This is a genomic window from Microbacterium sp. PF5, from assembly GCF_004794315.1.
GTDB classification, from domain to species: Bacteria; Actinomycetota; Actinomycetes; order Actinomycetales; family Microbacteriaceae; genus Microbacterium; species Microbacterium sufflavum.
Genome location: NZ_SSDQ01000173.1, coordinates 81,625 through 107,454, shown reverse-complemented (window position 1 = coordinate 107,454; position 25,830 = coordinate 81,625). Strand labels below are relative to the sequence as shown.

The 25,830-nt window shown below is 70.9% G+C and carries 25 protein-coding genes; 15 read left to right on the top strand and 10 right to left on the bottom strand.

All coding sequences use genetic code 11. From position 1 onward, the window contains the following. Together DW297_RS18250 and DW297_RS18245 are read left to right on the top strand one after the other, a co-directional pair. Entirely contained in the window at window positions 1-930 is a 930-nt protein-coding gene (locus DW297_RS18250; RefSeq protein ID WP_136035084.1) for a phosphodiesterase, read from the top strand. 51 nt (window positions 931-981) lie between these two features. Continuing rightward, the gene (locus DW297_RS18245; RefSeq protein ID WP_136035081.1) at window positions 982-2,442 is read left to right on the top strand and encodes an aspartate ammonia-lyase; all 1,461 of its coding nucleotides are present in this window, start codon (window positions 982-984) and stop codon (window positions 2,440-2,442) included. Between the two features lie 69 nt (window positions 2,443-2,511). On the opposite strand, the gene DW297_RS18240 is transcribed toward DW297_RS18245, so the two are convergent. Next, complete coding sequence (locus tag DW297_RS18240; RefSeq protein ID WP_136035080.1) at window positions 2,512-3,381, bottom strand: fumarylacetoacetate hydrolase family protein; 870 nt, start codon at window positions 3,379-3,381, stop codon at window positions 2,512-2,514. A gap of 89 nt (window positions 3,382-3,470) precedes the next feature. Between DW297_RS18240 and DW297_RS18235 the strand changes: the two genes are divergently transcribed. The 3 genes from DW297_RS18235 to DW297_RS18225 all read left to right on the top strand — a co-directional run bounded on the left by DW297_RS18235 (window position 3,471) and on the right by DW297_RS18225 (window position 6,080). Further along, a complete protein-coding gene (locus DW297_RS18235) occupies window positions 3,471-4,772 on the top strand; it encodes a PrsW family intramembrane metalloprotease (RefSeq protein WP_240744686.1) in 1,302 nt (433 codons plus the stop codon). A gap of 205 nt (window positions 4,773-4,977) precedes the next feature. Then, window positions 4,978-5,346 (top strand): FKBP-type peptidyl-prolyl cis-trans isomerase, encoded by a 369-nt coding sequence (locus tag DW297_RS18230; RefSeq protein ID WP_136035078.1) that lies wholly within the window; start codon window positions 4,978-4,980, stop codon window positions 5,344-5,346. A gap of 179 nt (window positions 5,347-5,525) precedes the next feature. After that, a complete protein-coding gene (locus tag DW297_RS18225) occupies window positions 5,526-6,080 on the top strand; it encodes a YceI family protein (RefSeq protein WP_136035076.1) in 555 nt (184 codons plus the stop codon). A 31-nt stretch (window positions 6,081-6,111) separates the two neighbouring features. Here the strand turns inward: DW297_RS18225 and DW297_RS18220 are convergent, their stop codons facing one another. Beyond that, the gene (locus DW297_RS18220) at window positions 6,112-7,404 is read right to left on the bottom strand and encodes an MFS transporter (protein WP_136035073.1); all 1,293 of its coding nucleotides are present in this window, start codon (window positions 7,402-7,404) and stop codon (window positions 6,112-6,114) included. Window positions 7,405-7,588: 184 nt separating this feature from the next. On the opposite strand from DW297_RS18220, the gene rpsO reads away from it, so the two are divergent. The 3 genes from rpsO to DW297_RS18205 all read left to right on the top strand — a co-directional run bounded on the left by rpsO (window position 7,589) and on the right by DW297_RS18205 (window position 9,219). Further along, window positions 7,589-7,858, top strand: a complete 270-nt coding sequence (rpsO, locus tag DW297_RS18215; protein ID WP_055993247.1) for a 30S ribosomal protein S15 — start codon at window positions 7,589-7,591, stop codon at window positions 7,856-7,858. Between the two features lie 169 nt (window positions 7,859-8,027). Then, window positions 8,028-8,897: a hypothetical protein gene (locus DW297_RS18210; protein ID WP_136035071.1), complete on the top strand. Its 870-nt coding sequence runs from the start codon at window positions 8,028-8,030 to the stop codon at window positions 8,895-8,897. After that, complete coding sequence (locus DW297_RS18205; protein ID WP_136035069.1) at window positions 8,890-9,219, top strand: transcriptional regulator; 330 nt, start codon at window positions 8,890-8,892, stop codon at window positions 9,217-9,219. Before DW297_RS18210 ends, DW297_RS18205 begins: the two co-directional genes overlap by 8 nt. A gap of 6 nt (window positions 9,220-9,225) precedes the next feature. Here DW297_RS18205 and DW297_RS18200 read toward each other — a convergent pair whose 3' ends face one another. Further along, the gene (locus DW297_RS18200; protein ID WP_136035067.1) at window positions 9,226-10,224 is read right to left on the bottom strand and encodes an isopenicillin N synthase family dioxygenase; all 999 of its coding nucleotides are present in this window, start codon (window positions 10,222-10,224) and stop codon (window positions 9,226-9,228) included. Window positions 10,225-10,397: 173 nt separating this feature from the next. Here DW297_RS18200 and efeU point away from each other — a divergent pair, with 173 nt between their 5' ends. From efeU to efeB, 3 genes are read left to right on the top strand one after another with little or no spacing between them, the layout of a single operon-like run. Next, window positions 10,398-11,339: an iron uptake transporter permease EfeU gene (gene efeU / locus DW297_RS18195; protein ID WP_136035066.1), complete on the top strand. Its 942-nt coding sequence runs from the start codon at window positions 10,398-10,400 to the stop codon at window positions 11,337-11,339. After that, window positions 11,336-12,568 carry an iron uptake system protein EfeO gene (gene efeO, locus DW297_RS18190; RefSeq protein ID WP_136035064.1) on the top strand — a complete coding sequence of 411 codons (1,233 nt, stop codon included), beginning with the start codon at window positions 11,336-11,338 and terminating at the stop codon, window positions 12,566-12,568. The genes efeU and efeO overlap by 4 nt, the downstream gene beginning before the upstream one ends. A 22-nt stretch (window positions 12,569-12,590) precedes the next feature. Further along, the gene (efeB, locus tag DW297_RS18185; RefSeq protein ID WP_136035062.1) at window positions 12,591-13,898 is read left to right on the top strand and encodes an iron uptake transporter deferrochelatase/peroxidase subunit; all 1,308 of its coding nucleotides are present in this window, start codon (window positions 12,591-12,593) and stop codon (window positions 13,896-13,898) included. Window positions 13,899-13,904: 6 nt separating this feature from the next. On the opposite strand, the gene DW297_RS18180 is transcribed toward efeB, so the two are convergent. Beyond that, window positions 13,905-14,798, bottom strand: a complete 894-nt coding sequence (locus DW297_RS18180) for a serine hydrolase domain-containing protein (RefSeq protein WP_136035060.1) — start codon at window positions 14,796-14,798, stop codon at window positions 13,905-13,907. Then, window positions 14,795-15,925 (bottom strand): acyltransferase family protein, encoded by a 1,131-nt coding sequence (locus tag DW297_RS18175; RefSeq protein WP_136035058.1) that lies wholly within the window; start codon window positions 15,923-15,925, stop codon window positions 14,795-14,797. Before DW297_RS18175 ends, DW297_RS18180 begins: the two co-directional genes overlap by 4 nt. 114 nt (window positions 15,926-16,039) lie before the next feature. On the opposite strand from DW297_RS18175, the gene DW297_RS18170 reads away from it, so the two are divergent. Next, a complete protein-coding gene (locus DW297_RS18170; protein ID WP_136035057.1) occupies window positions 16,040-17,266 on the top strand; it encodes an LLM class flavin-dependent oxidoreductase in 1,227 nt (408 codons plus the stop codon). A gap of 1 nt (window position 17,267) precedes the next feature. Then, entirely contained in the window at window positions 17,268-17,912 is a 645-nt protein-coding gene (locus DW297_RS18165; RefSeq protein ID WP_136035054.1) for an FMN reductase, read from the top strand. Window positions 17,913-17,967: 55 nt separating this feature from the next. Here the strand turns inward: DW297_RS18165 and DW297_RS18160 are convergent, their stop codons facing one another. Both DW297_RS18160 and DW297_RS18155 read right to left on the bottom strand, forming a co-directional pair. Next, on the bottom strand, window positions 17,968-18,660 hold the full coding sequence (locus DW297_RS18160) for a response regulator (RefSeq protein ID WP_136035052.1): 693 nt from the start codon (window positions 18,658-18,660) through the stop codon (window positions 17,968-17,970). Then, window positions 18,657-19,940, bottom strand: coding sequence for a sensor histidine kinase (locus DW297_RS18155; RefSeq protein WP_136035050.1), 1,284 nt, complete (start codon window positions 19,938-19,940; stop codon window positions 18,657-18,659). Before DW297_RS18155 ends, DW297_RS18160 begins: the two co-directional genes overlap by 4 nt. 142 nt (window positions 19,941-20,082) lie before the next feature. Here DW297_RS18155 and DW297_RS18150 point away from each other — a divergent pair, with 142 nt between their 5' ends. Beyond that, on the top strand, window positions 20,083-21,519 hold the full coding sequence (locus tag DW297_RS18150; RefSeq protein WP_136035048.1) for a cation:dicarboxylate symporter family transporter: 1,437 nt from the start codon (window positions 20,083-20,085) through the stop codon (window positions 21,517-21,519). 56 nt (window positions 21,520-21,575) lie between these two features. Here the strand turns inward: DW297_RS18150 and DW297_RS19050 are convergent, their stop codons facing one another. Together DW297_RS19050 and DW297_RS18145 are read right to left on the bottom strand one after the other, a co-directional pair. Then, window positions 21,576-21,752 (bottom strand): DUF5302 domain-containing protein, encoded by a 177-nt coding sequence (locus DW297_RS19050; protein ID WP_168387276.1) that lies wholly within the window; start codon window positions 21,750-21,752, stop codon window positions 21,576-21,578. Beyond that, window positions 21,749-22,375, bottom strand: coding sequence for a DedA family protein (locus DW297_RS18145; protein ID WP_240744684.1), 627 nt, complete (start codon window positions 22,373-22,375; stop codon window positions 21,749-21,751). The genes DW297_RS19050 and DW297_RS18145 overlap by 4 nt, the downstream gene beginning before the upstream one ends. Window positions 22,376-22,515: 140 nt before the next feature. Between DW297_RS18145 and DW297_RS18140 the strand changes: the two genes are divergently transcribed. Continuing rightward, window positions 22,516-24,456 carry a GDSL-type esterase/lipase family protein gene (locus tag DW297_RS18140; protein ID WP_136035046.1) on the top strand — a complete coding sequence of 647 codons (1,941 nt, stop codon included), beginning with the start codon at window positions 22,516-22,518 and terminating at the stop codon, window positions 24,454-24,456. Between the two features lie 15 nt (window positions 24,457-24,471). Here DW297_RS18140 and DW297_RS18135 read toward each other — a convergent pair whose 3' ends face one another. Continuing rightward, the gene (locus DW297_RS18135; protein ID WP_136035045.1) at window positions 24,472-25,782 is read right to left on the bottom strand and encodes a UDP-glucose dehydrogenase family protein; all 1,311 of its coding nucleotides are present in this window, start codon (window positions 25,780-25,782) and stop codon (window positions 24,472-24,474) included. Window positions 25,783-25,830 lie beyond the last annotated feature (48 nt).

The following is a 25,830-nucleotide window of genomic DNA, read 5'->3' as shown; positions in this document are numbered from 1 at the left end:
ATGTCCGCGGCACCCGGAACCCCGTACGTCTTCGGCAGGCACGACCCGGCCTCCCACGTCCTGATCCACGTGAGCGACCCGCACTTCCTCGCGGGAGGGGCACTGCTCGGCGGGAGCTACGACGTGCAGGCCTCGTTCGACCGCACCCTCGCGGCGATCCGCGCCGTGCATCCGGCGCCCGCAGCCATCGTGGTCACGGGCGACCTCGCAGACCTCGGTGAGCCCGACGCGTACCGGCGACTGCGAGCCGCGCTCGAGCCGGTCGCCGCGGACCGGGGCACACCGATCGTGTGGGTCGCGGGCAACCACGACGAACGCCCCGCGCTGCGCCGTGAGCTTCTCGACCGGGAGCCGACGGAGGAGCCGGTGACGGGCGTGTGGGAGCTGGACGGACTGCGGCTCATCGCGCTCGACACGAGTGTCCCCGGATGGCACCACGGAGACCTCGACCCCGGTCAGCTCGAGTGGCTGGCCGGACTGCTCGCGGAGCCGGCGCCGCACGGCACGCTGCTGGCGATGCACCACCCGCCGCTGCCGAGCCACCTGCCGCTGTTCGACATCCTCGAGCTGCGCCACCAGGACGAGCTCGCGGAGGTGATCCGCGGCACCGACGTGCGCGGGATCCTCGCGGGACACCTGCACTACTCCTCGCACGGGGTGTTCGCCGGCGTCCCGGTGAGCGTGGCCTCGGCGACCTGCTACACGATGAACGTCGCCCGGCCGGCACCCGACGTGAACGGCATGGACGCGGCGCAGTCGTTCCAGCTCGTGCATGTGTATCCCGACACGATCACCCACACCGTCGTCCCGGTGGTCGACGCTCCCACGGGCGACTTCTTCTCCTCCGAGTGGCTGGAGCGGATGGCCGCCCTCACGCCGGAGCAGCGGCTCGACGCGTTCTCCCGGAAACCGCCGCGCCGACCGGCGTAGACTGGTCGCATCCCCCACTTTTCCATTCGCCACGACCCACGAGGATGTGACATGGCTTCTGCCGCGCCTGCACTTACACGTACCGAGACCGATTCGCTGGGGAGCATGGAGATCCCCGTCGACGCCTACTGGGGGATCCACACGGCCCGCGCCGACGCGAACTTCCCGATCTCCAAGCGGCCGATCTCCGTGTACCCCGACCTGGTGATCGCTCTGGCGATGGTCAAGCAGGCCAGTGCGCGGGCGAACAAGGAGATCGGCGTGCTCGATGCCGAGCGTGCCGACCTGATCGACCGCGCGGCGCAGCGGGTGATCGACGGCGAGTTCCACGAGCAGTTCACGGTCGGCGTCATCCAGGGCGGTGCCGGCACCTCGACCAACATGAACGCGAACGAGGTCATCACCAACATCGCGCTCGAGATGGCCGGACGCGAGAAGGGCGACTACGCGTTCCTCTCGCCGATCGACCACACCAACCGCAGCCAGTCCACCAACGACGTGTACCCGACGGCGGTCAAGATCGGGCTGTCGCTCACGCTGCGGTCGCTGCTCGACGAGCTCGACGCCCTGCGCATCGCGTTCCTGGGCAAGGCGAGCGAGTTCCACGACATCCTCAAGGTCGGGCGCACCCAGCTGCAGGACGCGGTGCCGATGACGCTCGGCCAGGAGTTCCACGGCTTCGCCACGACGCTGGGGGAGGACCACAGCCGTCTCACCGAGAACGCCTCGCTCATGTTCGAGATCAACATGGGCGCCACGGCGATCGGTACCGGCATCACCACGCACGTCGACTACGCGCCGGCCGTGCTCAAGCACCTGCGCGAGATCACCGGGCTCGACCTGGAGACGGCGACCGACCTCGTGGAGTCCACGAGCGACACCGGCGCCTTCATGTCGTTCTCGTCGTCGCTCAAGCGCAACGCCATCAAGCTCTCGAAGATCTGCAACGACCTGCGCCTGCTCTCGTCGGGTCCGCAGGCGGGCCTCGGCGAGATCAACCTCCCCGCCCGCCAGGCCGGCTCGAGCATCATGCCGGGCAAGGTGAACCCGGTGATCCCCGAGGTCGTGAACCAGGTCGCGTTCGCCGTCGTCGGCGCGGACACCACGGTGACCATGGCGGTCGAGGGCGGACAGCTGCAGCTCAACGCGTTCGAGCCGGTCATCGCGCACTCGATCTTCCAGTCCATCACCTGGATGCGTCAGGCCATGTGGACCCTGCGGGTGAACTGTGTCGAGGGCATCACCGCCAACCGCGACCGCCTCGGGGCGATGGTGGGCGCGTCGGTCGGCGTGATCACGGCGCTCACCCCCTTCATCGGCTACGCCGCCGCGGCCGCGCTCGCGAAGACCGCACTGCTCACCAACCGCAACGTCGCCGATCTGGTGGTCGAGGCGGGCCTCATGTCGCGCGACGAGGTGACCAAGCAGCTCTCGCCCGCGCGCCTGTCGGGCCTCGAGGCCGTGACGGCGGCCATCCCGATCGTCACGCCCGACGACCTCATCCAGATCTGACCCGCTGCACGCCGAACACGCAGAAGGGGACGGGAGCCGCGGCTCCCGTCCCCTTCCGCGTGTCCGGTGTCAGCCGAGGATGCGGCAGTGCGTGGTGAGCTCGCCGATCCCGTCGATGCCGACCGTGACCGTCGAGTGGTCGCGGAGGAAGATCTGCGGGTCGCGCGAGTAGCCCGCACCGCCGGGGCTGCCGGTGGAGATGAGCGTCCCGGGCAGCAGCGTGAGCGACTGCGACAGATGCGCGATCAGCTTCGCGACCGAGCGCACCATCTGGTCGGTGCTCGCGTCCTGCACCGTGTGCCCGTCGACGACCGTCCAGATGTGGAGGTCCTGCGGATCGGGCACCTCGTCGGCCGTGACCGCGAAGGGACCGGTGGGCGTGAAGCCGTCGAACGACTTGCAGCGCGACCACTGCGCCTCGGAGAACTGGATGTTCCGCGCGGTGATGTCGTTCACCACGGTGTATCCCCACACGTGCGACAGCGCGTCGGCTTCGCTCACGTCTTTCGCGGGGGTGCCGATCAGCACGCCGAGCTCCGCCTCGTAGTCGACGGCTTCGCTGAGGCTGCGCGGCCAGGAGGTGACGTGATCGTGCCCGGTGAGGGAGTTGGGCCACAGCGTGAACACCGTGGGCGCCGCGTCGGTCTTGAGTCCGAGCTCGCTGGAGTGCGCGGCGTAGTTGAGGCCGACCGCGAGCACGGCGGGCGGGGCGAGCACGGCGGAGTCGAAGCTCCAGTCGCCCAGCGGGTGACGCGGAGCGGTGCCGTCGGCCAGGGCGGTGCGCAGCTCGTCGAGGGCGACGTCACCCCGCTCGATCAGCTGCTGCAGTGTGGCAGGAGCGTCGGACAGGAGATCGGAGACGAGGATGGCGTCCGTGTCGTCCACCACGGCGAGGACCGCGCGGGGGGAGTCGGGACGGCGCAGATGAGCGAACCGCATGGTTCTACGCTACCGGGTGGCCGCGGCGGGGCGGATGGAGGACTCGACCAGACCCGGGCGGTATTGCTTGTGCCCCATAAGCTTTGGCTATGACTTTCGGAGGACCGGCCGACCCCCAGCAGCCCGGGCGATACACGCCGCCGCCCGCCCAGCAGCCCACCCCGTCGGCGTACTCCGCGGCGCAGTATGCGCAGTCGCCCTATCTGCCGGCGACCTACGGGCAGCAGCCCGGCTATGCGTCCGCACTGGCGCAGCCGACGCCGTACACCCCGCCGGCGCCGGTCGCGCCGTCGCCGGCGGAGTCGCTGCCCGCCCTGCCGGTGACCACGAAGAAGGGCAGGACGGTCTCGCTGTGGCTGTTCGCCTTCCTCGGGTTCCTGCTCCTGGCGCTGATCGGCTACTTCGGCTGGGCGCTGGGGCCGACGGCGTCGGCCGTGGGGCTCGTTCTCGCGCTGATCCCTTTGGCGATCGTGTTCCTCGGGGTGCGGATGATCGACCGATGGGAGCCGGAGCCGAAGCGTCTCGTGATCTTCGCGATCGCGTGGGGCGCGGTCGCGGCGGTCGGCCTCACGCTCCTGGTCGACGTCGGGATGACGATCCTGCTCGGCCCGGTGCCGGAGGCGGTGGCCGCGGTCGTACAGGCGCCGATCGTGGAGGAGTTCTGGAAGGGCGTCGGGGTGTTCCTGGTCTTCCTGCTCGCCCGCCGTTCGTTCGACGGCCCGGTCGACGGCGTGGTGTACGGCGCGCTGGTGGGGGCCGGGTTCGCGTTCACCGAGAACATCCAGTACTTCGCGGTCAGCCTGATCGAGGGTGGCGGCGAGCAGCTCGGCGCCACGTTCGTGGTGCGCGCGCTGCTGTCGCCCTTCGCGCACGCCATGTTCACGTCGCTGACGGGGTTCGCGATCGGCCTCGTCGCGCGCCGGCACGCCTCCGCCGGGGCGGCCCTCGGCGCGGGACTGCTCGGGTGGTTGGGCGCGGTCTTCCTGCACGCGCTGTGGAACGGCTCGGCGACCTTCGCGGACTTCTTCGGCCTCTACTTCACGCTGCAGGTCCCGCTGTTCATCGGCTTCATCCTGGGCATCATCGCGCTGCGGCGGGAGGAGGCGCGGCTCACGCGAGCCCGGCTCGCCGAGTACGCCGCCGCAGGATGGTTCACGCCGGAGGAGGTCACGATGCTCGCGACGCCGTCCGGTCGCAAGGCGGGATTGACGTGGGCGGCGCAGCTGCGCGGCGACCGTCGTCCGCTCATGCGCGAGTTCATCAAGGACGCGACGGCGCTGGCGGCGGTGCGGCAGCGGGCGATCACCGGCCGCGACCCGCTGGCGGTCGAGGACGAGAGGGCGCTGCTGATCCGCACGCGCGCGACGAGGGCCGCGCTGCTGGCCTACTGATCCGCCCTGAGCAAGACTCAGCGCCCGGTGCTGCGGCGATGCCTGCATGTCTCCCGGGCGCTGAGTTGATCTGCCACCAGGGTGCACCCGGCCCCTCGGACGTGTCAAGGGGCAGGGCGCGAGGCCACCCGCCCGGTCGAGGTGTTCGCTGTGAGCAGGTCCCGTCGCGTTGACCGGGCGCGCGGGGGTCCGCTTGGATGGAGCCATGACTGATCGCACGAAGCCCGAGTTCGACGCCCCGACCGCTCCTGCCCCCGCAGAGCTGGTCATCCGCGACATCATCGAGGGTGATGGTGCCGAGGCCAAGCCCGGTGACACGGTGACCGTCCACTACGCCGGTGTGGAGTTCGAGTCCGGCGAGGAGTTCGACTCCTCGTGGGGCCGTGGCGAGACCATCCAGTTCCCGCTGCGCGGCCTGATCCAGGGCTGGCAGGACGGCATTCCCGGCATGAAGGTCGGCGGACGCCGCGAGCTGATCATCCCGCCGCACCTGGCCTACGGTCCGGTCGGCGGCGGACACTTCCTGTCCGGCAAGACGCTGATCTTCATCATCGACCTCGTCGCCGTGGGCTGACCCCGACGCGACATCTCGAGCGCCTCTCCTCTCGCCAGGAGGGGCGCTCCGTCTTTCCGGAATGCGTGTGCATGCACGGGAATACATTCGCGTGAATGTAGGTTGGGCTGGAGGACGCCGCGATCGCGGCCCTGTCCGTACGCCGCCTCCGCGCGGCCGATGTCTCCGAGGAGAAACCCATGACCAGCATCGACATCCCCGGCTACCGCCCCGGCACCTGGGTCCTCGACCCCGCGCACAGCGAGGTCACCTTCAGCGTCCGTCACATGATGATCTCGAAGGTGCGCGGCACGTTCGGCGTGAAGAGCGCGACGCTCGTGGCTCCGGAGAACCCGCTCGAGGCCAAGGTCGAGGCGAGCGTCGACGTGACGTCGGTGGACACGAAGGACGAGGGCCGCGACCAGCACCTCCGCTCGGCGGACTTCTTCGACACCGAGAACTACCCCACGATGGAGTTCGTGTCGACCGGTGCGCGCGTCGAGGGCGGCGACCTGCTGGTCGACGGCGACCTCACGATCCGCGGCATCACGAAGCCGGTCACGTTCGAGCTCGACTTCGGCGGCTTCGGCAGCGACCCGTGGGGCAACTACAAGGCGGGCGCCTCGGCGAAGACGGTCATCAACCGCGAGGACTTCGGCCTCACCTGGAACGCGGCGCTCGAGACCGGCGGCGTGCTCGTGGGCAAGGACGTCACGATCAACCTCGACCTGCAGGGAGCGCTGCAGCAGGACTGATCGCCGCACGGCTTCAGGAACCCCGGGTCCGTCAGGGCTCGGGGTTCTCTGCGTCATAGGAGCGGAAGCGGCGGTTGCGCCCGGCGATCAGCGCGACCAGCGCGATCACCAGGATCCCGCCGAGCAGGGGAGGGAACCACAGCGTCGTGAGCGTGGCGAGCGTGCCGGCGTAGAGGGCGCCGATGCGCGGGCCGCCGGCGACCACCACGATGAACAGCCCCTGCAGGCGTCCGCGCATCGTGTCGGGCACGGCCGCCTGCATCATCGTGTTGCGGTAGATCGAGCTGACGTTGTCGGAGGCGCCGGACAGCGCGAGGGCCACGCAGGCGGCGATGATCAGTCCGACGTGGGGTGTGTCCTCGTCGGCGGGGGAGGAGAAGGCGCCCACGAGCAGCACCACACCGAACAGCAGGATCGATGCACCATAGGCTTCGACCGCGCGTGCGATCCCGCGACCGTGCCAGCGGTACTGCACGACCCGGCCCGAGAACAGGCTCGAGGCGAAGGTGCCCGCCGCCACGGCTGCGGTGAGGATGCCGGTGGTGACCGCGCCGCCGCCCAGCAGCAGCGTGCCCAGCGCGGGGAAGAGGACGAGGGGCTGGCCGAACGTCATCGCGATGATGTCGACGACGTACTGCATCCGGATGTTGCTCGCGCGGCGGAGGAAGCGCCAGCCGTCGACGAGCGAGGCGAGACCGGGGCGGACGATCTCGCCTTCCGGACGCACCGAGGGCAGCGTCCACAGGCCGAGGAACATCGACAGCATCAGCACGACGTCGATCGAGTACGTCCAGCCGTAGCCCGTGAGGGCGACCAGCAGGCCGGCCAGGGCGGGACCGGCCATGACCGTCAGCCCGAAGGCGACACCGTTGAGCGCGGACGCCGCGGCGAGCTGTTCGCGGGGGATGAGGCGGGGGACGATCGCGGTGCGCGTGGCCATGCCGACCGAGTTGGCGGCCGAGTTGATCATGCTCAGCGCGTACAGCCACCAGATCGTCTCGGCACCGGTCCACGTGAGCGCCGCGAGGAGAGCGGTGGAGGCGAACGTCACGGTGGCGGCGATGAGGGCGACGCGACGGCGATCGAAGGCGTCGGCGAGCATGCCGCCGTACAGGCCGGCCAGGACCATCGGCAGGAGCCCGGCCACCGCGATCATCGACACCGCGAACGTGCTCCCCGTGAGAGCGAACACGTGCAGCATCACCGTGACGATCGTGAGCTGGCCGCCGATGCCCGCGAGCGTCGAGCCGATCCACATGCGTGCGAAAGCGGGGCTGATCCGCAGCGGCGTCAGGTCGATCAGATGTCCTCGTCCCGCGTTCACGCCACGCACCTCTCCCGCACTCCTCGAGCGTAGTGGAGTGCGCGGGAGCGCTGGTCGGCCGTGTCGCTCGGGGCTCGCCCGGGCTGGTAGACTCGTCAGGTTGCCGTTCGATCGGCCGCGGATAAAGAGAGCTCACGCATCAGGCGTCGGGCGCCGCGCAACAAGCAGAGAGGGGATCGAATCTATGGCACTGGAAGCAGACGTCAAGAAGGCGATCATCGAAGAGTACGCGACGCACCCCGGTGACACCGGATCCCCCGAGGTGCAGGTCGCAATGCTGACGCAGCGCATCAAGGACCTCACCGAGCACCTCAAGGAGCACAAGCACGACCACCACTCGCGTCGTGGTCTGTTCCTGCTCGTGGGTCAGCGCCGTCGTCTGCTCGGCTACCTCCAGGACATCGACATCGAGCGTTACCGTTCGCTGATCGAGCGTCTCGGACTCCGCCGATAAGGCAGAGCGAACCCAGCGTTCAATCGCGCAGAACATTCTTGAGAAGGCCGCCCCACGGTGTGGGGCGGCCTTCGTCATGTGCAGATGCGTTGTAGCTCTGGTTGCCACCCGTGCAACTTTCCGATAGGAAAGTCATGGAGCTTTCCAAGTGGAAAGCGGGGAGGTCGCCATGGAGCAGAAACCGATCGCAGGTCAGGACGCTCTGGTGCCCCCGGACTCGGAGACGGCCCGGCGGTACCTCGAGGCGGCGGAGGCGGTGGTGGACCGCCGCGAACATGCAGTCGACCGACGTGCTCTCGCCCGGCTGCAGATCGGCAACGCCGTGGTCATGGCTGCGTATTTCGTCGCCTTCGCGCTTGTTCTCCGGCGAGACGACGTGCTGGCGTCGCAGATCGTGCTGTTCACCCTTCTGGTCTGGGGACAGCTGTCCACGGGGATGGCGCAGCGCACGGGCATGCAGTGGCGGATGACGCGTTCGCGGTGGCCGCTGCTGGTCGGCGGCGCAGCGATCATCATCGGTGCGCTCGTGGTGTTCGGCTTCGCTGCTCTCGATACGCGACTTCCTGTCGGGGTGGTGCTCATCCCGGCAGTCACGGTGCTCGTCGGAGTCGGAGGGCATGGCGTCGCGCGGCTCATACGGGCTGCGGGCGACCTGGGTCGTCCCCGTCCGGCTCCCCGTTCGTTGCCGCACCGGCTTCGATGGGGCACCGTCCTCATAGGCGTCGCGTTCGCCGTGCTGACGATGCTCGCAGGATCGCCGGACGACGTGCTGAGGAGCATCATCACCCTGCTCGTGATGCTGTGCCTCGTGGGGTGGATCGCCGCCTCCGCCTCAGACTTCGGTCTACCCGCAGTCGGCGCGTCCTGGCGCTGGCCGCACATCACTGTCTTCTTCATCGCCGCCTGCATGCCCGTCGGCATCGTCCTGGGATCCGGATCGCTCGGCAACGCAGGACTCGTCGGCGTGTGCGCGGGCGCCGGCGTGCTCGCGTCCTTCGTGGCGGTCTCCTTCGTCGCGGGGCACGGCGAACGTGCGTGAGCCCGCGTCTGTCCCACACCCGCGCACGCGGCTGGACGACAACTTTGCCTCGCCCATCCGGTTCTCCCTCATGGCCGGACTGGGCGACGGGATGGAACTCGACTTCGCGGCCCTGCGGGAGATGCTGCAGTGCGGCGACTCGCCCCTGAGCAAGGCGATCGCGCACCTGCAGGCCGCCGGGTACGTGGTCGCGCGCAAGGGCGCGGTCGGGGGGCGCTCGCGCACCTGGGTGCGTTCGACGAAGGCAGGGCGCGATGCCTTCGCCGCGCACCTTCAGGCACTGCGTGAGATCGTGGCCCTCGGTGCCGGGCAGGAACTGTGACGCCCGTCAGACGGTCACGAGGTCGGGGTGATGGATCGCCGCGACATCGGGGTGCGCACGAAGCCGGGACTTAAGCGCGTTCTCGCCGTAGGTCGCGTGGATCCGATTTCCCGGGTCATCGGTGACCCCGGTCGCCTGAGCGGCGAGGTCGGCGGGGAGCTCGAGCAGCGGGAGCTGCTGATCGAGTGCGGGGTTGAAGAAGAACGGGATCGAGATGCGCTCCTCGGGTGCCCGCGGTGAGATCACGCGGTGGTTCGTTGCCTTGAGGTAGCCGCCGGTGGCATACTCCAGCAACTCTCCGATGTTGACGACGAATGCGCTGGACACCGGGGGAGCCGAGACCCACTCGCCGTCACGCTCGACCTGGAGGCCCCCCTTTCCGGGCTCGACCCACAACAGCGTCAGCACACCGGAGTCCTTGTGCGCTCCGACGCCCTGCTGTGGTTCCGGCTCGTCCGTGCCCGGGTATCGCACGATCTTGATCAGGGTCGACGGATCGCGGAACGTCTCGTCGAAGTAGGTCTCGTCCGCGCCGAGAGTGACAGCCCAGGCGCGCAGGAGTTTGCGTGCGATCTCTGTCAGGGAGTCGTGCCACTCCGCGACCACGGCCTGGAGCTCGGGCTGGGCCGCTGGCCACAGGTTCGGGCCGATCAGGCGGTTGAAGGCGGGGCCGTCGCTCACGGGCTCGCGCTCCGGGCCGATGTCGATCTGCTCGCGCCAGTCGACCTTGCCCTGGGTCCGCTCGCCGCCGACCCGGGTGTAGCCGCGGAAGTGGGGGCTGTTGACGTTCTCGATCGCGAGCTTGTCCTCTTCGGGGAGGGCGAAGAAGTCGAGTGCGGCGCGGTGCAGGCGCGCCTCCAGCTCGGGAGAGACGCCGGTGCCGGTGAGGTAGAAGAAGCCGACGTCGTGGGTCGCGGCACGCAGCTCGTCGCGGAACCGCGCCGCGGCCTCGGGGCCCTGGTCGAGCTGGGAGAGGTCAAGGATCGGGAGCGAGAGTTCAGCCATGGACCGAGGGTATGTCGAGGTTCTCGGGCCGCGGGCGAGTGTTGCGTCGCGTTACTCGGGCGGGTGTCCCGGCACCGGCGGATGTCATCCGGTCGGGGGAACGGGTGTCGCGGTGCTAGAGTCTCGTTGGTAAGGGATGCCTTACCTCAGTCTTCATCAGAGGGACACCGTCCGTGCTCGCCACCTTCCTCATCGGCCTCCGCGAGGGGCTCGAAGCCGCACTCGTCGTCGGCATCCTCGTCGCCTACCTGCGGCGTCTCGACCGGCGTGATGCGCTCCCGAAGCTCTGGGCGGGCGTCGGTCTCGCGGTCGGGCTCGCTCTGGCCATCGGCGCGGTCCTCACCTTCGGCGCGTACGAGCTCACGTTCACCGCCCAGGAGCTGATCGGCGGCGGGCTGTCCCTGCTCGCGGTCGCGATGGTCACCTGGATGATCTTCTGGATGCAGCGGGCCGGACGCACGATGAAGGCGACCCTCGAGGGCGGCGTCGACCGCGCGCTCACCGCGGGCGGACTCTGGGCGCTCGTCGCGATCGGCTTCGTCTCCGTCGCCAGGGAGGGTATCGAGACCACCCTGCTGCTGTGGTCGATGGTGCAGTCGTTCGGCGACGCGCCCTCCGCGCTGCTGGGCGCGCTGCTCGGTCTGCTCGCCGCGGTGGCCCTCGGCTGGCTGATCTCGCGGGGCGCGCTGCGCCTCGACCTGCGCCGGTTCTTCGCCTGGACCGGCGGGTTCCTCGTGATCGTCGCCGCCGGCGTGCTCGCATACGCCGTCATGGATCTGCAGGAGGCGGGGGCGCTGCCCGGTCCGTTCACGGCCGCCGCGCCGATCGACGCGGCCACCGGCGCGGTCGCCGTGGGGGCGGCCGGCTTCCCGTTCGGCTGGGCCTTCGACGTGTCGTCGGCGATCGCGCCCGGTGGACCCCTCGCCGCCGTGCTGCAGGCCACCATCGGCTTCATGCCGGCCATGACCTGGCTCCAGGTGACCGCCTGGGTCCTCTACCTCGCCATCGTCGGCACGTTCTACGTGCGTGGCCTCCGCCCGCGGCGTCGCTCCGCGGCACCGACGCCGCGCCCTCGCACCGAGGCGACCCCTCTCTCACAGCAAGGAGCAGCATGACCATCTCGTCCCGGTCCCTGGGGGTGCTGGCCGTGACCGGCGCAGCCGTCCTCGTCCTGAGCGGCTGCGTCGCGAAGGAGGACACCGCGGCCACGGCCGCCTTCGACGTGTCGTCCACCGACTCCGACTGCGCGGTCTCGGCCGCCACCGCGGAGAGCGGCACCCTCACGTTCGACGTCTCGAATGACACCGACCAGGTGTCGGAGTTCTACCTGCTCGCGGACGACGGCCTGCGCATCGTCGGCGAGGTCGAGAACATCGCGCCGGCGGCGTCGCGTACGCTCACGGTCGTGGTGCAGCCCGGTGACTACTTCACGCTGTGCAAGCCGGGCATGGTGGGCGACGGCGTGGGCAAGGCCGCCTTCACCGTCACGGGCGACCCGGTGGCCGTCGACGGGCCGGACGCCGAGCAGAAGACGAAGGCGGTCGACCTGTACGCGGCGTTCGTGAAGGATCAGGTCGGTCAGCTCGTGCCGGCGGTGGAAGAGCTCGTGGCCGCGTACCAGTCCGGCGACGACGCGACCGCCCGCACGCTCTTCCCGCAGACCCGCGCCTTCTACGAGCGCATCGAGCCCGTGGCCGAGGCGCTGGGCGACCTCGATCCGCGCATCGACTTCCGCGAGGTCGACGCCGTGGCCGACGGGCTCGACTGGACCGGCTTCCACCGCATCGAGAAGGACCTGTGGGTGCCGGCGCAGGACGCCCTCAACGCCGACGGGGAGACGCCCGCGTGGCAGGGCTGGGCCCCGTCCACGCCCGAGGAACGCGCCGACTACGGCGACCTGCTGCTCGCCGACGTGCAGGAGCTGTACGACTACGTGCACTCCGACGACTTCACAACGACCCTGGAAGACCAGGGCATCGCGGGTGTCTCCAATGGCGCGATCGCGCTGCTCGACGAGGTCGCGACCGGCAAGATCTCCGGCGAGGAGGACTGGTGGTCCGGCACCGACCTGTTCGACTTCGCGGCGAACGTCGAAGGCTCCAAGATGGCGTTCTCCCTGGTGCAGGACTTCGCCACGGCGCAGGGCGACGACGGCGCCGCGCTGGTCGACGAGATCGAGTCGGGGTACGCCGCGCTCGAGTCGTCGCTCGCCACGCACGGCTCCCTCGCGGACGGGTTCGTCGGGTACGCCACCCTTACGGCGGACGACAAGCGCGAGCTGACCGACCTGATCAACGCCCTGGCCGAGCCGCTGTCGCAGCTGACCGCGACGGTGCTCGACTGACGGGACCGCAGAGGCGCCGGACATGACCGAGAGCGAACCGATCCGCGAACCGGAGGACCGGGCGGAGGCCGCACGCGTCGACGCTCCCGCGGGGCTGAGCAGGCGCGGACTGCTCGGTCTCGCGGTCGGCGGCGGGGTCGCAGGTCTCGCGGTCGGCCTGGGGGCGGGACTGACCGGCGGCGTCGCGCTCGGACGCGCCCGCGCCGCCGAAGACGCGCAGAACAGCTACGACTTCTTCGGCGTGCACCAGGCCGGCATCACCACGCCCGTGCAGGACCACCTGCACTTCGCGAGCTTCGACATGATGCCGCGCACCGACCGCGACGACCTGATCTCGCTGCTCCAGGACTGGAGCTACGCGGCCTCGCGCCTCACGCAGGGACTCGAGGTCAGCGCGAGCGGTGCCGTCGGCGGCAGCCCGGAAGCCCCGCCCGACGACACGGGTGAAGCGCTCGGTCTGCCGTCCGCCGGGCTGACCATCACGATCGGGTTCGGTCCGAGCCTGTTCGAGAACGAAGCCGGCGACCGCTACGGCATCGCGGCGCAGCGTCCCGCAGGGCTGGAGCGGCTGCCCGCCTTCCTCGGCGACGACCTCGACCCCGAGATGTCCCACGGCGACCTCTGTGTGCAGGCGTGCGCCGACGACCCGCAGGTGGCGGTGCATGCGATCAGGAACCTCAGCCGGATCGCGTTCGGGCGTGCGCGACTGCGGTGGTCGCAGCTCGGGTTCGGCAAGACGTCCCGCACCACGGCGGCGCAGGCCACGCCGCGCAACCTGTTCGGCTTCAAGGACGGCACCGCAAACATCCTCGCCGACGACACCGCCGCGCTCGACGAGCACGTGTGGGTCTCCGCCGCGGACGATCCGGGCTGGCTCGCAGGCGGCTCGTACCTGGTCGCCCGGCGCATCGCGATGCTGATCGAGACGTGGGACCGGGTGCGACTCTCGGAACAGGCCACCATCATCGGCCGCGACAAGGGCGAGGGCGCCCCGCTCTCCGGCGGCGACGAGTTCACCGAGCCCGACTTCCACGGCGGCGCGATCGACGCCCACAGCCACGTGCGGCTCGCGCACCCGACGCAGAACGACGGCGTGCGCATCCTCCGCCGCGGCTACAACTACGTGGACGGCAACAACACGCTCGGACGGCTCGACGCCGGGCTCTTCTTCCTGTCGTATCAGCGCGACCCCGCGCAGTTCATCACGCTGCAGCGCCGGCTGGCGACCGACCGCATGAACGAGTACATCCGCCACGTCGGGTCGGGGATCTGGGCGGTGCCGGCCGGCGCGAAGCCCGGCTCCTACGTGGGCGCCGAGCTCTTCGCCTGACTGGCCCTAGGACCCGAGCCGCGCGGCCTCCAGCACCTCGACGACGGACGAGGCCAGCGCGTCGGCTCCCGCGTGGTCGTCGGCGCTGATCGTCACCACAGCGTCATCGAGGAAGATCATCAGCTGCCCGTAGGCGCCGTGCAGCCGCCAGGCCCGTCCCGGTCCGCCCCACCCGGCGAGGGCGTAGCGGTCGTAGCCCGGGTTCACGCCGGCGACGACGCCGTCGCGGTGCATCGCATCGATGTGCTCCGGCGACACGAGCCGACGCCCCTCCCACGCGCCGCGGTCGCGGATCAGCCGCCCGATGCGCGCCATCTCCTCGGTGCGCAGCGCGAGACCGCCGCCCGCCTCGATGCGGCCGTGAGGGCAGCGGGTCCACCGCGCGCCGTGGATGCCGAGCGGCTCGAGCAGGCGGTCGTCGAGGTAGTCGCCCACGTCGCCGACGCGCGCGGCGAGGGCTGTCATGGCGGTGTAGGTGCTGGCATTGGAGTACTGGAAGACGCGCCCGCGGGAGGGTCGCCGAAGGAACTCCGCGGCGAGGTCGGGCCAGTCGGTCAGAAGCGTGGGCGACCAGGGCAGGTCGATCCCGCTCGACATCGACAGGAGGTGGCGCAGCGTCACCCGGTCGACGCCCGGCCCGAGCTCGTGATCGGGGAGGAGGTGCGCCACGGGCTCGTCGAGCGAGACCACGCCGTCGTCGGCGGCGAGAGCCACGGCGAGCACGCACACGCCCTTCGCGACCGACTGGATGTCCTCTCGCACGTCCGGTGCCCAGCGGTGCTCGGCGGTCCCGTCGCCCGCGCGCACGTGGAGGCCGTGTGCGCGGAAGCCCGTGTCCTCGATGATCGCGACCAGGCTGTCCTTCACGGAGAGGGCGTCGGCTCCGGGGGCGCCGCTCATCGGGGACGACGCGAGCCGGTCGGGTCGTTCCTGCGACCCTCGCGCGCGGCGAGCTCGGGATCGGAGAACAGCCAGCGCGGGCGCGGCTCCACGAGCGGGCGGAACAGCCGTCGCACGGGCTTGGTAGCCAGCAGCAGCGCGAGGACCACCGAGAGCGCGGTCACGAGCGGCAGCCAGAACCAGGTCGGCTCGAGGTCGCGCAGCACACCGCTCTCCCGGAAGGGATAGAGCACGAACGAGTGCAGCAGGTAGACGTACATCGTGTACTGGCCGAAGGTCGTCCACCAGTACGAGCCGCGGGGGATCAGCGCGAAGAACGCCGCGCACAGGACGACGGCGAGCAGCATGAGGGCGACCCGGATCGCGCCGGCCCACCACTGCGTGCCGACCAGGTCGGAGTAGGAGGCCTCGTAGAACAGCCATTCGCGCAGGTCGGCGGCCTGCCACAGCGGAAGCCAGTTCCAGGCGGCCCACCCGGTCGCCGCGAAGACGCCGATCGCCGCCGCGCGGATCCACCAGGGGCGGAAGTCCAGCAGGCGCAGCCGGTTGACGATGTCGTGCTCGCGCAGCCACCAGCCGAGCGTGAAGAAGGGGAGGAGGCCCAGCGTGCGGGACAGTGAGAAGGTGCTGTCGACGTTGGAGAGGTAGCCGGCGCCGATCGAGATCACGACGGTCCACAGCAGCGGCCAGCGCAGCAGTGCGAGGTAGGGGAGGACGAGGCGGAAGATCGCCAGCGCCAGGAGGAACCACAGTGTCCAGCTCGGTTTGGTGAAGTTCGGGGTGGCCTGACCTTCGACGAGCCACTTGGTGAGGGTCCACAGCGTCTCGAAGATCACGTAGGGCAGGACGATGTCGGTGATCACCCTGGCCATCTGCGTCTTGGTGGGCGAGCCCGACTTGGAGAAGTAGCCGGAGATGATCGCGAACGCCGGCATGTGGAACGCGTACAGCGCGAGGTAGAACGCGAACGCGATGTCGGAGTCGTAGATGAGCCGCTGGATCGCATGGCCGAGCACGACGAGGACGATGCACGCGTAGCGAGCGTTGTCCCAGAAGGGCACGCGCCGGCGCTTCCGCGGGACGGACCCGGTGGCGGGCCCCGTGATGTCGGCCCCGGTGGTGCTCATCCTCCGAGGCTACAGGCGCGGGAATAAAGTTGCCGTGCACGCGTTGACACGATTACATTCAAATGAATAGAACCGGGTGGCACGATCATCGGGTTCGGAGAACACGGAGCAATCATGAGCGAGCAGTCAGGCGCGCAGGCGATGCAGTTCGGCATCATGTCGGTCAGCGACATCACCCGCGACCCCACCACGGGCGTCACCCCCAGCGAGCAGGAGCGCATCAAGGCCACGCTGGCCATCGCCACCCACGCCGAGGAGGTGGGCCTCGACGTCTTCGCGATCGGCGAGCACCACAACCCGCCGTTCTGGTCCTCCAGCCCCACCACGTTCCTGGCGGCGCTGGCCGCGCAGACCGAGCGGCTGATCGTCTCGACGTCGACCACGCTCATCACCACGAACGACCCCGTGCGCATCGCCGAGGAGTACGCGATGCTGCAGCACGTGTCCGACGGCCGCATGGACCTGATGCTCGGGCGCGGCAACACCGGCCCGGTGTACCCGTGGTTCGGACAGGACATCCGTCAGGGCCTCCCGCTCGCGATCGAGAACTACGCCCTGCTGCACAAGCTGTGGCGCGAGGACGTCGTCGACTGGGAGGGCAAGTTCCGCACCCCGCTGCAGGGCTTCACGTCGACCCCGCGCCCGCTCGACGGCATCCCGCCGTTCGTCTGGCACGGATCGATCCGCACCCCGGAGATCGCGGAGCAGGCCGCCTACTACGGCGACGGGTTCTTCGCGAACAACATCTTCTGGCCGAAGGAGCACTACCAGCGCCTGATCGAGCTGTACCGCCAGCGCTTCGAGCACTACGGCCACGGCACGCGCGAGCAGGCCATCGTCGGGCTCGGCGGGCAGGTGTTCATGGCCGCGAAGTCGCAGGACGCCGTGAACCAGTTCCGGCCCTACTTCGACAACGCCCCCGTGTACGGCCACGGCCCGAGCATGGAGGACTTCACCGAGATGACGCCGCTGACGGTCGGTTCGCCGCAGCAGGTCATCGACCGGTACGCGGGCATGCGTGAGCACTTCGGTGACTACCAGCGCCAGCTCTTCCTGATCGACCACGCCGGCCTTCCGCTGAAGACGGTGCTCGAGCAGCTCGACATCCTCGGCTCCGAGGTCGTGCCGGTGCTGCGCAAGGAGCTCGCGAAGGACCGTCCGGCCGGCGTGCCCGACGCCCCGACGCACGCGGCGCGCGTGAAGGCCGAGTTCGGCGACGGCCCCACGCGTCAGGCGCGACCCGGCGCCAACCGGGGCGACAACCTCACGGGCGACTCGCCCTACCAGGACACCCCGGCACCCGCGGGTGCCGCGTTCGGACTCGGCCGGAAGGAGGCCTGACATGACCACGCGTCGCATCGCCGTCGTCTCGGCCGGCCTGTCGAACCCCTCGTCCACGCGGATGCTGGCCGACCGGCTCGCCGCCGAGACCGTCAAGGCGCTCGCCGAGCGCGACATCCAGGCCACGGTCGACGTGATCGAGCTGCGTGACTACGCGCACGACATCACCAACAACCTGCTGACGGGCTTCGCGCCGCCCGCCCTGGAGACCGCGATCAACACGGTCGTCTCGGCGGACGCGCTGATCGCCGTGACGCCCATCTTCTCGACCAGCTACTCCGGCCTGTTCAAGTCGTTCATCGACGTGCTCGACCCGGACGCGCTGACCGGGAAGCCCGTGCTGATCGGCGCCAACGCGGGCACCCCGCGGCACTCGCTCGCAATCGACTACGCGATCCGCCCGCTATTCGCCTACCTGCATGCGGAGGCCGTGTCGACCGGCGTGTTCGCGGCGTCCAGCGACTGGGGCGGCGCGGGCGACGACGTGGCCCCGCTCGCCAAGCGCGTCGAGAAGGGTGCCAGGGAGCTGGCCGAGGCGGTCGCCCGCCGCGAAGCCGCCACGGTCGTCGACCCGTACGACCCGGCGACCTATCTCGGTGAGGGTCGATCGTTCGGACACATGCTCGGCGGTCTCGCCGGCGAGTGACCCCGCGCCGACGTCCGCGCCCCGTCCCCGTGGAGACACGGGGACGGGGCGCGCGTCACCGCCCAGCCGGTCCCCGCCGCCAGGTGTACTCGGTCTCGGGTCGACCGCGCGTCCCGTAGCGGGCACCGCGCACCGCCACGCCGTCGACGACCAGGTGCTCGAGGTAGCGGCGCACGGCCACGCGTGACAGTCCGAGGCGCTCGGCGGCCTCGCGCGCGGAGAGCGGTCCGCGGGCGCGCAGCTCCGCCGTCACGCGCTCCAGCGAGGTCGCCGACAGGCCCTTCGGCAGGACGATGGCTCCGGTCGACCGACTCAGCAGCGCGTCGATCTCCGCCTGCGTCGCCGGGCCCGTCGTCCCGTGCGCCTGGGCACGATACGCCCGGTACTGCTCCAGCCGCTCCCGGAACACCGCAAACGCGAACGGCTTCACGAGGTAGTGGAAGACGCCGAGTGCCGCCATCTGCCGCACCGTCTCCGCGTCGCGCACGCCGGTGATCGCGATCACGTCCAGCGCCGCACCGCTCGCGCGGAGCGCGCGCAGCACCTCCAGTCCGGATCCGTCCGGCATCGTCACGTCGAGCAGCATCAGATCGAACGCGCCAGCACCGGGTCGCTCGCGCACGGCCGTGAGAGCCGCGCGCGCTCCCGTGCACTCACCGGCCACCGCGAAGCCGTCCAGCCGCGCGAGGTAGGTGCGATGCAGCTCGAGGGTCAGCGGGTCGTCGTCGACCAGGAGGACGCGGATCACGACCTGCTCCCGCGTGGCGATGCCGACGGGAGGGTCACCCGGAACACCGTCGGCGGGCCTGCCACGGTCACGTCCCCGCCGGCCTCCCTCACGACGGAGCGGACGAGGGCCAGCCCGATGCCGCGCCCGTGCGGCCCCGCGGGCTTCGTCGTGTACCCCTGGGCGAAGATCCGCTCCCGCTGATCGACCGGGATCCCCGGGCCGCTGTCCGCCACCTCCAGCACGATGCCGCCGCGATCGCCGCGCCGCAGCGACACCCGCACCCAGCGGTCTGCGGATTCCGCCGCGGCATCCATCGCGTTGTCGACCAGATTCCCGAGCACGGCCACCGCGTCGACGGGCGCCAGCGGGGTGCGCGGGGTGTCCGGGGCGATGTCCATCCGCCAGTCGATGCCGCGCTCGCGCGCCTGTGCGGCCTTGCCCAGCAGCAGTGCGCCCACCGCGGGGTCGCCGTGCTGCCGCGCCGTGACCTGGTCCACGAGGGACTGGCTCTGCCTGGACGTCTGCGTGAGGATCTCGATCGCCTCGTCGCGGCGGTCGAGTTCGAGCAGCGCCACCGCCGCGTGCATGCGGTTGCCGTGCTCGTGCGTCTGCGCCCGCAGCGCTTCGCCGAGGGTGCGCACCGACTCATAGGAGGAGACCGCGTCGCGCAGCTCCCCGGGCGGCAGGTCGCCCGCGAACCGCCGCGTCACCCGACGGGCGAGCAGGGCACCGCCCACCCCGAGCAGCACCAGTCCCGCCGTGATGGCGAGCGACAGCGGCAACCGCCGCACCAGGGTCTCGGAGATGGTCTCGGTCGTCACCCCCGTGGCGACCCAGCCCACCAGGGTGCCGTCATCATCGACAACAGGGACGATCGTCCGCACGGACGGACCGAGCGTGCCGCGGAACTCCTCGGTGAGCACGCGCGGGGTCGACGGGACCGTCCCGAGGTACGGCGCGCCGATCTGAGTCGGATCGGGATGGGTGAGGCGCAGACCCTCCGGCGTCATGATCGTGACGAAGTCCAACCCCGCCCTGTCGATGACCTCCAACGCGTACGGTTCGAGCGACGCGCTCGCGCTCGCCGTATCGCCGCGGGTGAGCAGTGCGACCACGTCCGGTGCGGAGGCGAGGGCGGCGGCTGTGGCGGCGGTGAGCCGTTCGGCCTCGGAGCGGACGGCACGCTGCGCCTCCACCACGAGGAACAGCGCGACGAGCGCGCCGACGACCACGGCGGTCACCACGAGCGCCGCGAACACCCGCGACGCCGCGCTGCGGCCGGGGGAGGCGTGCGCCATCCCGTTCCTCCGATCGTCGACGGGTCCGGCAGGGACCAATACGACCACAAATGGCGTCGTCGTGCGAGCGCGGAGACCGTGGAAGGGGTCGAGGGCACAGAGGCCACCGGCTCGGACGACGACGTCGACACGAGGAGGACGCATGGCGCTCACGACGGGATTCTCCCTTCCCCGGTTCCACTGGCGGCGAGGCAAGCAGGCCTGGGACCGCCACACCTGGCTGTACGTCTCGGTGATCATCGCGGTGGTGCTCGGCGCGGTCGTCGGGCTGGTCTGGCCGGAGGTCGGGCGCGGGTTCGAGCCGCTGGGCACGGGATTCGTCGCGCTGATCAAGATGATGATCGCGCCGATCATCTTCTGCACGATCGTGGTCGGTGTCGGTTCGATCGCGAAGGCGGCGACGGTCGGGAAGATCGGCGGTCTCGCGCTGCTCTACTTCATGGTCATGTCAACCTTCGCGCTCGCGATCGGCCTGATCGTGGGGAACATCATCCACCCCGGCTCCGGGCTCGACATGGCGAACGCCAGCTATCAGACGGAGACCACGGAGGCCACGACGACGCAGGAGTTCCTGCTCGGGATCATCCCCGCGACGTTCTTCTCCGCCTTCACGGGCGAGAGCGTGCTGCAGGTCCTCTTCATCGCCCTGCTCACCGGGTTCGCGCTGCAGGGGCTGGGTGAGCGCGGAGCCCCGATCATGGAGGCGGTCAAGCAGCTGCAGAAGCTCGTGTTCCGGATCCTCGGCATGATCCTGTGGCTGGCCCCCATCGGCGCCTTCGGGGCGATCGCGGCCGTCGTGGGCAAGACGGGGGTGGCCGCGATCTGGAGCCTCGGGATCCTGATGGTGGCGTTCTACATCACCTGCATCGTCTTCATCCTCGTGGTGCTGGGGACGCTCCTGTGGGCGGTCACCAGGGTCAACATCCTGTCGCTCATGAAGTACCTGGCCAGGGAGTACCTGCTGATCGTCGGCACGTCGTCGTCGGAGTCCGCGCTGCCGCGCCTGATCGCGAAGATGGAGCACATCGGGGTCTCCAAGCCCGTCGTCGGCATCACCGTGCCCACCGGCTACTCGTTCAACCTCGACGGCACCGCGATCTACCTCACGATGGCGTCGCTGTTCATCGCGACCGGGATGGGCCAGCCCATGTCGATCGGGGAGCAGATCGGCCTGCTGGTGTTCATGATCATCGCGAGCAAGGGGGCGGCGGGCGTCACGGGAGCGGGCCTGGCGACGCTGGCCGGCGGGCTGCAGGCGTACCGGCCCGACCTCGTCGACGGCGTCGGCGTCATCGTCGGCATCGACCGGTTCATGTCCGAGGGGCGGGCGCTGACGAACTTCACCGGCAACGCGGTCGCCACGCTGCTGATCGGCACCTGGACCAGGCAGATCGACCGCGACCGCGTACGCCGGGTCCTGAGCGGCGAGCTGCCGTTCGACGAATCACGACTCGACGGGGTGGACGCCCACGCGGCGCCGCACCCGCAGGCCACCGACGTCCAGGGACTGCACGAGGCCGCCGTCACCGAGATGTCCGCGAAGGAGGAGCGCGCGCGCAACCGGGCCCTCGGCGGATGACACGGGCGGGACAGGGATGCGGGAGCCGGTGATCACCGGCTCCCGCATCACCGCGGTCAACCGCTCTTGCGTCGGAACTCGCGTCGCGTCTGCGGGGCGTTGGCGGCGTGGACGGCGGAGTCGCCGTCGAGGTGGGCCTCGCCCTGCCGGTGGTGCGCGTTCTTCTTCTCGAGCGCTTCCTTGAACTTGCGCTTCATGTCCTCCGAGGAGGAGGCGCCTTCTTCGGTGCTCATGCCCCCGAGCCTAGGGCACCGTCGTCGCGCGCGGGGAGTCGGCCGCGGCGTCGCGCGGCGACCCGGTCCACAGCGAGTCCGAGCGCCACGGCCACGACGATCGACACCGGCACCGCGACCAGCGGCCCGCCGGGGAGCACCGCGGCGATCAGGGCGCCGACCGCGGCCTGGTACACCGCCCACCCGGTCGCCGCGACGACCACCAGGGGGAAGTAGCGCAGGGGTCGCACATGCGAGGCTCCGGCGACGAGGTTCACCGCGAGCCGCGCGAAGGGCACGAAGCGCGCCGTGAACAGCACCGTGGCCGCGCCGCGGTCGAGGCGCCGTCTCGCGCCGTCCAGCGCCTGCCGCACGCGCGGCGCGCGCATCCACCGCCATCGCCGGGTCCCGACGAGCCGTCCGATCAGGTAGCAGCAGGCGTCACCGACGGCGGCGGCCGCGGCGGCGCACAGAACCACGGCCCAGAGCGGAGGACTGCCCGTCGCGACGGCCAGTGCGCCGAGTGCCGTCACCGCGATCTCGCCGGGGATCACGACGACGAACGCGTCACCCAGTACGAGCAGGCTCATGACCACGAGGCTCCACGGGCTCGCGAGGGCGTCGGCGAACAGATCGGTCGGCACGACGCCCAGCGTGCACGGCGCGGGTGAACGGCAACCGACGGGAAGCTGGCCGGTGACCCCCGGTCCAGCATCCGGTGAACATCTGGTGCACCGGTCCGTTTCCAGGCGGTGGCCGCCCGAGCCGCGGCCATCCTGTGGGTGTGAGAGTCGCGATCGTCACCGAGTCCTTCCTTCCGCACATGAACGGCGTGACCGGATCCGTGATGCAGATCCTCCGCCATCTCGAGCGCCGTGGACACGAGGCGCAGGTCATCGCGCCGGCGGCGGAGGGCATGCCGCGCGAGCTCCACGGCGCTCGGATCACGGCGGTGCCGAGCATGCCCCTTCCCGGCTACCGCGACGTGCGGGTGGGCGCGTCCGCCCCGGCGCGGATCATCGCGAGCTGGGCCGACTTCCGACCGGACGTGGTGCACCTGGCGTCGCCGTTCGCCCTCGGGTGGCGGGGCGTGCTCGCGGCGGAGCGGCAGGGAGTCGCCGCGGTGGCCGCATACCAGACCGATGTCGTGTCCTACGCCGAGCGCTACCGCGTGGCCGCGACAGCGGGGATCGCGCAGGCGCACGTCACCCGGCTCCACCGGCGGGCCACCCTGACGCTGGCTCCGTCTGCCGAGTCCGCCCGACAGCTCGCTCAGCTCGGCGTCGACCGCCTCCGCCGCTGGGGGAGAGGCGTGGACGCGGAGCGGTTCCATCCGACGCGCCGCGACCCCGCTCTGCGTGCACGGTGGGGTGAGCAGACCGTGATCGGCTATGTCGGGCGTCTGGCCCCGGAGAAGCAGGTGGAAGACCTGGCCGTGCTCGCCGGGATCCCCGGTACCCGTCTCGTCGTGGTCGGCGACGGCCCGAGCCGTGCGCGCCTGCAGCACCTGCTCCCTGACGCCCTGTTCCTGGGCCACCTCGACGGCGACGCGCTCGCCGCGGCCCTGGCGTCGTTCGACGTGTTCGTGCACCCGGGGGAGAGCGAGACCTTCGGGCAGACTCTGCAGGAGGCGCACGCGAGCGGCGTCCCCATCGTCGCGACGGGGCGCGGGGGACCGCTCGACCTCGTACGCAGCGGAGTCGACGGCTGGCTCTACCCTCCCGGTGACCTGCGGGAGCTGCGCCGGCGCGTGGGCGAGCTCGCGGCCGATGCGCACACGCGGCGCGCGTTCGGCCGCGCCGGTCACGAGAGCGTCCAGGCGCGCAGCTGGGCGGCCGTCGGGGATCAGCTCCTCGGGCACTTCGCGGAGGCCGAGGAGCTGCACAGGACGGACGCGGCGGCGCGAGCCCGTCGGCTCGTGCGGCCCGAGCCCACGCCACCCGTGCCGCCGGCGCGCTGGCGCAGATACGTCGCGCTGGGCGACTCGCTGACGGAGGGCCTGTGCGACCCGGGCGCGGATGGGGCGCTGCGGGGCTGGGCCGACCGACTGGCGCTGCTGCTCGCAGCGCGGGGCGGGTTGCACTACGCCAACCTCGCCATCCGGTCGAAGCGCGTGCAGGACGTCTGTGGGGAGCAGCTCGAGCGCGCGCTGGAGCTCCGACCCGACCTGGTCTCGATCCTCGTGGGCGCGAACGACCTCGTGAAGTACCGTGCCCCCGTGCCGACGCTCGCGGCACAGGTCGAGGGCGCGATCGTGCGACTGCGCGCCGGCGGCGCCGAGGTCGTGCTGGTGACGCCCTTCCTCCCCGGACGACGCGCGGCAGCCCTGTACGCGCGACGCTTCGCAACTTTCGCGACCGCGCTCGCCGGGGTGGCCGCGCGGACCGGCGCCATCCTGATCGACACCGACCTGCACCCCGCGCTCGCGGAGCGACCGCACTGGGGGGAGGATCTCGTGCACCTCAGCAGTCGCGGGCACCGGTTCCTCGCCTATCGCGTCGGCGAGGTGCTCGGGGTGCCCCACGCCGAGGCCCTCGGCGCGCTCGACGCCGTGCTGCACGAGCACGAGTCGATCGGAGCCGGTGCGTGGTGGCGGCGGTACGCGCTGCCGTGGGTATGGCGTCGCCTGCACGGGAGGGCCGCGGGTGACGGCCGCCGCGCCAAGCACGACGACTACGTCTACCTCGGTCGCTCGTCCGTCGAGCGCGGCGCGCCGGTGGGCTGAGCGCGGGGGTGGCGCTCAGCGACGACCCATGCCGCGGTACGTCCAACCGGCCGCACGCCACGCCGCGGCGTCGAGGCAGTTGCGGCCGTCGACCACGACTCGTCCGCGCACGAGCGACCCCGCATGCGCGGGGGAGAGCGCACGCCGGTACTCGTCCCACTCCGTCACGACCACCACGGCGTCGGCCCCGCGGAGGGCCTCGTCCCGGTCGCTCGTGTATCCCAGCTGCGGGTGCAGGGCCCTGGCGTTGTCGATCGCCGCGGGGTCGGTGACCACGACGTCGGCGCCGAGGCCGCGCAGGCGCACGGCGACATCGAGCGCAGGGGAGTCGCGCACGTCGTCGCTGAAGGGTTTGAACGCGGCACCGAGCACCGCGATCCGGCGGCCGAACACCCGTCCGGCGAGGGCGTCGACCACGAGCTGCACCGCGCGGTCTCTGCGGCGGAGGTTGATCGCGTCCACCTCGTGCAGGAAGCCCACGGCCTCGCGCCGACCGAGCTCCTCCGCGCGCGCCGCGAACGCCCGGATGTCCTTGGGCAGGCAGCCGCCGCCGAATCCGATGCCGGAGCCGAGGTAGCGTGGCCCGATGCGCGTGTCGTGGCCGAGCGCCTCCGCGAGCAGGGCGATGTCGGCGTCCGCGGCCTCGGCGATCTCGGCCATGGCATTGATGAACGAGATCTTGGTGGCGAGGAAGGCGTTGGCCGCTCCCTTCACCAGCTCGGCGGTGGCGAGGTCGGTCGCGAGGAAGGGGGTTCCCGCCTCGATCGCGGCACGGTACACGTCGCGCAGGACCGCGACGGCGCGCTCGCCCGCTGCCCCGCTGTCCGCCCCCACCACGATCCGATCGGGGGTCAGGGTGTCGTGCACGGCCCAGCCCTCCCGGAGGAACTCGGGGTTCCACGCCAGCGTCGCTCCGCGGTCGTGCACGAGTCCGGCGAGACGCGCGGCGGTGCCGACGGGAACCGTGGACTTGCCCGCCACCACGTCGCCGGGGCGCAGGTGAGGGAGCAGCGCGTCGACGGCGGCGTCCACGAAGCGCAGGTCAGCGGCCGGGCCGTGCGGCTGCTGCGGCGTGCCGACGGCGAGGAAGTGCACGGTCGCGCCTGCCGCGTCCTCGATGCGGGTGCCGAAGCGGAGGCGCCCTGCCGCCCGACCCGACGCGAGGAGGTCGTCCAACTGCGGCTCGAAGAACGGGGCCTGCCCGCGGGAGAGCGCAGCCACGCGGCCCTCGTCGACGTCGACGCCGATCACCTCGTGTCCGAGCGATGCCATGGCCGCGGCGTGCACGGCCCCGAGGTACCCGCATCCGATCACTGACATGCGCATGGCCCCAGCAGAGCCGACGCCCTGGACGCACGGTCGACGGGAGGGTGA

Coding starts and splice junctions, on each gene's coding strand:
- efeB (WP_136035062.1), top strand. CDS start 12,591: ATGACCGAGAGCGAACCGATCCGCGAACCGGAGGACCGGGCGGAGGCC.
- DW297_RS18165 (WP_136035054.1), top strand. CDS start 17,268: ATGACCACGCGTCGCATCGCCGTCGTCTCGGCCGGCCTGTCGAACCCC.
- DW297_RS18150 (WP_136035048.1), top strand. CDS start 20,083: ATGGCGCTCACGACGGGATTCTCCCTTCCCCGGTTCCACTGGCGGCGA.
- DW297_RS19050 (WP_168387276.1), bottom strand. CDS start 21,752: ATGAGCACCGAAGAAGGCGCCTCCTCCTCGGAGGACATGAAGCGCAAG.
- DW297_RS18170 (WP_136035057.1), top strand. CDS start 16,040: ATGAGCGAGCAGTCAGGCGCGCAGGCGATGCAGTTCGGCATCATGTCG.
- DW297_RS18225 (WP_136035076.1), top strand. CDS start 5,526: ATGACCAGCATCGACATCCCCGGCTACCGCCCCGGCACCTGGGTCCTC.
- DW297_RS18240 (WP_136035080.1), bottom strand. CDS start 3,381: ATGCGGTTCGCTCATCTGCGCCGTCCCGACTCCCCCCGCGCGGTCCTC.
- DW297_RS18180 (WP_136035060.1), bottom strand. CDS start 14,798: ATGAGCGGCGCCCCCGGAGCCGACGCCCTCTCCGTGAAGGACAGCCTG.
- DW297_RS18155 (WP_136035050.1), bottom strand. CDS start 19,940: ATGGCGCACGCCTCCCCCGGCCGCAGCGCGGCGTCGCGGGTGTTCGCG.
- DW297_RS18245 (WP_136035081.1), top strand. CDS start 982: ATGGCTTCTGCCGCGCCTGCACTTACACGTACCGAGACCGATTCGCTG.
- DW297_RS18135 (WP_136035045.1), bottom strand. CDS start 25,782: ATGCGCATGTCAGTGATCGGATGCGGGTACCTCGGGGCCGTGCACGCC.
- rpsO (WP_055993247.1), top strand. CDS start 7,589: ATGGCACTGGAAGCAGACGTCAAGAAGGCGATCATCGAAGAGTACGCG.
- DW297_RS18230 (WP_136035078.1), top strand. CDS start 4,978: ATGACTGATCGCACGAAGCCCGAGTTCGACGCCCCGACCGCTCCTGCC.
- DW297_RS18210 (WP_136035071.1), top strand. CDS start 8,028: ATGGAGCAGAAACCGATCGCAGGTCAGGACGCTCTGGTGCCCCCGGAC.
- DW297_RS18235 (WP_240744686.1), top strand. CDS start 3,471: ATGACTTTCGGAGGACCGGCCGACCCCCAGCAGCCCGGGCGATACACG.
- DW297_RS18200 (WP_136035067.1), bottom strand. CDS start 10,224: ATGGCTGAACTCTCGCTCCCGATCCTTGACCTCTCCCAGCTCGACCAG.
- efeO (WP_136035064.1), top strand. CDS start 11,336: ATGACCATCTCGTCCCGGTCCCTGGGGGTGCTGGCCGTGACCGGCGCA.
- DW297_RS18175 (WP_136035058.1), bottom strand. CDS start 15,925: ATGAGCACCACCGGGGCCGACATCACGGGGCCCGCCACCGGGTCCGTC.
- DW297_RS18250 (WP_136035084.1), top strand. CDS start 1: ATGTCCGCGGCACCCGGAACCCCGTACGTCTTCGGCAGGCACGACCCG.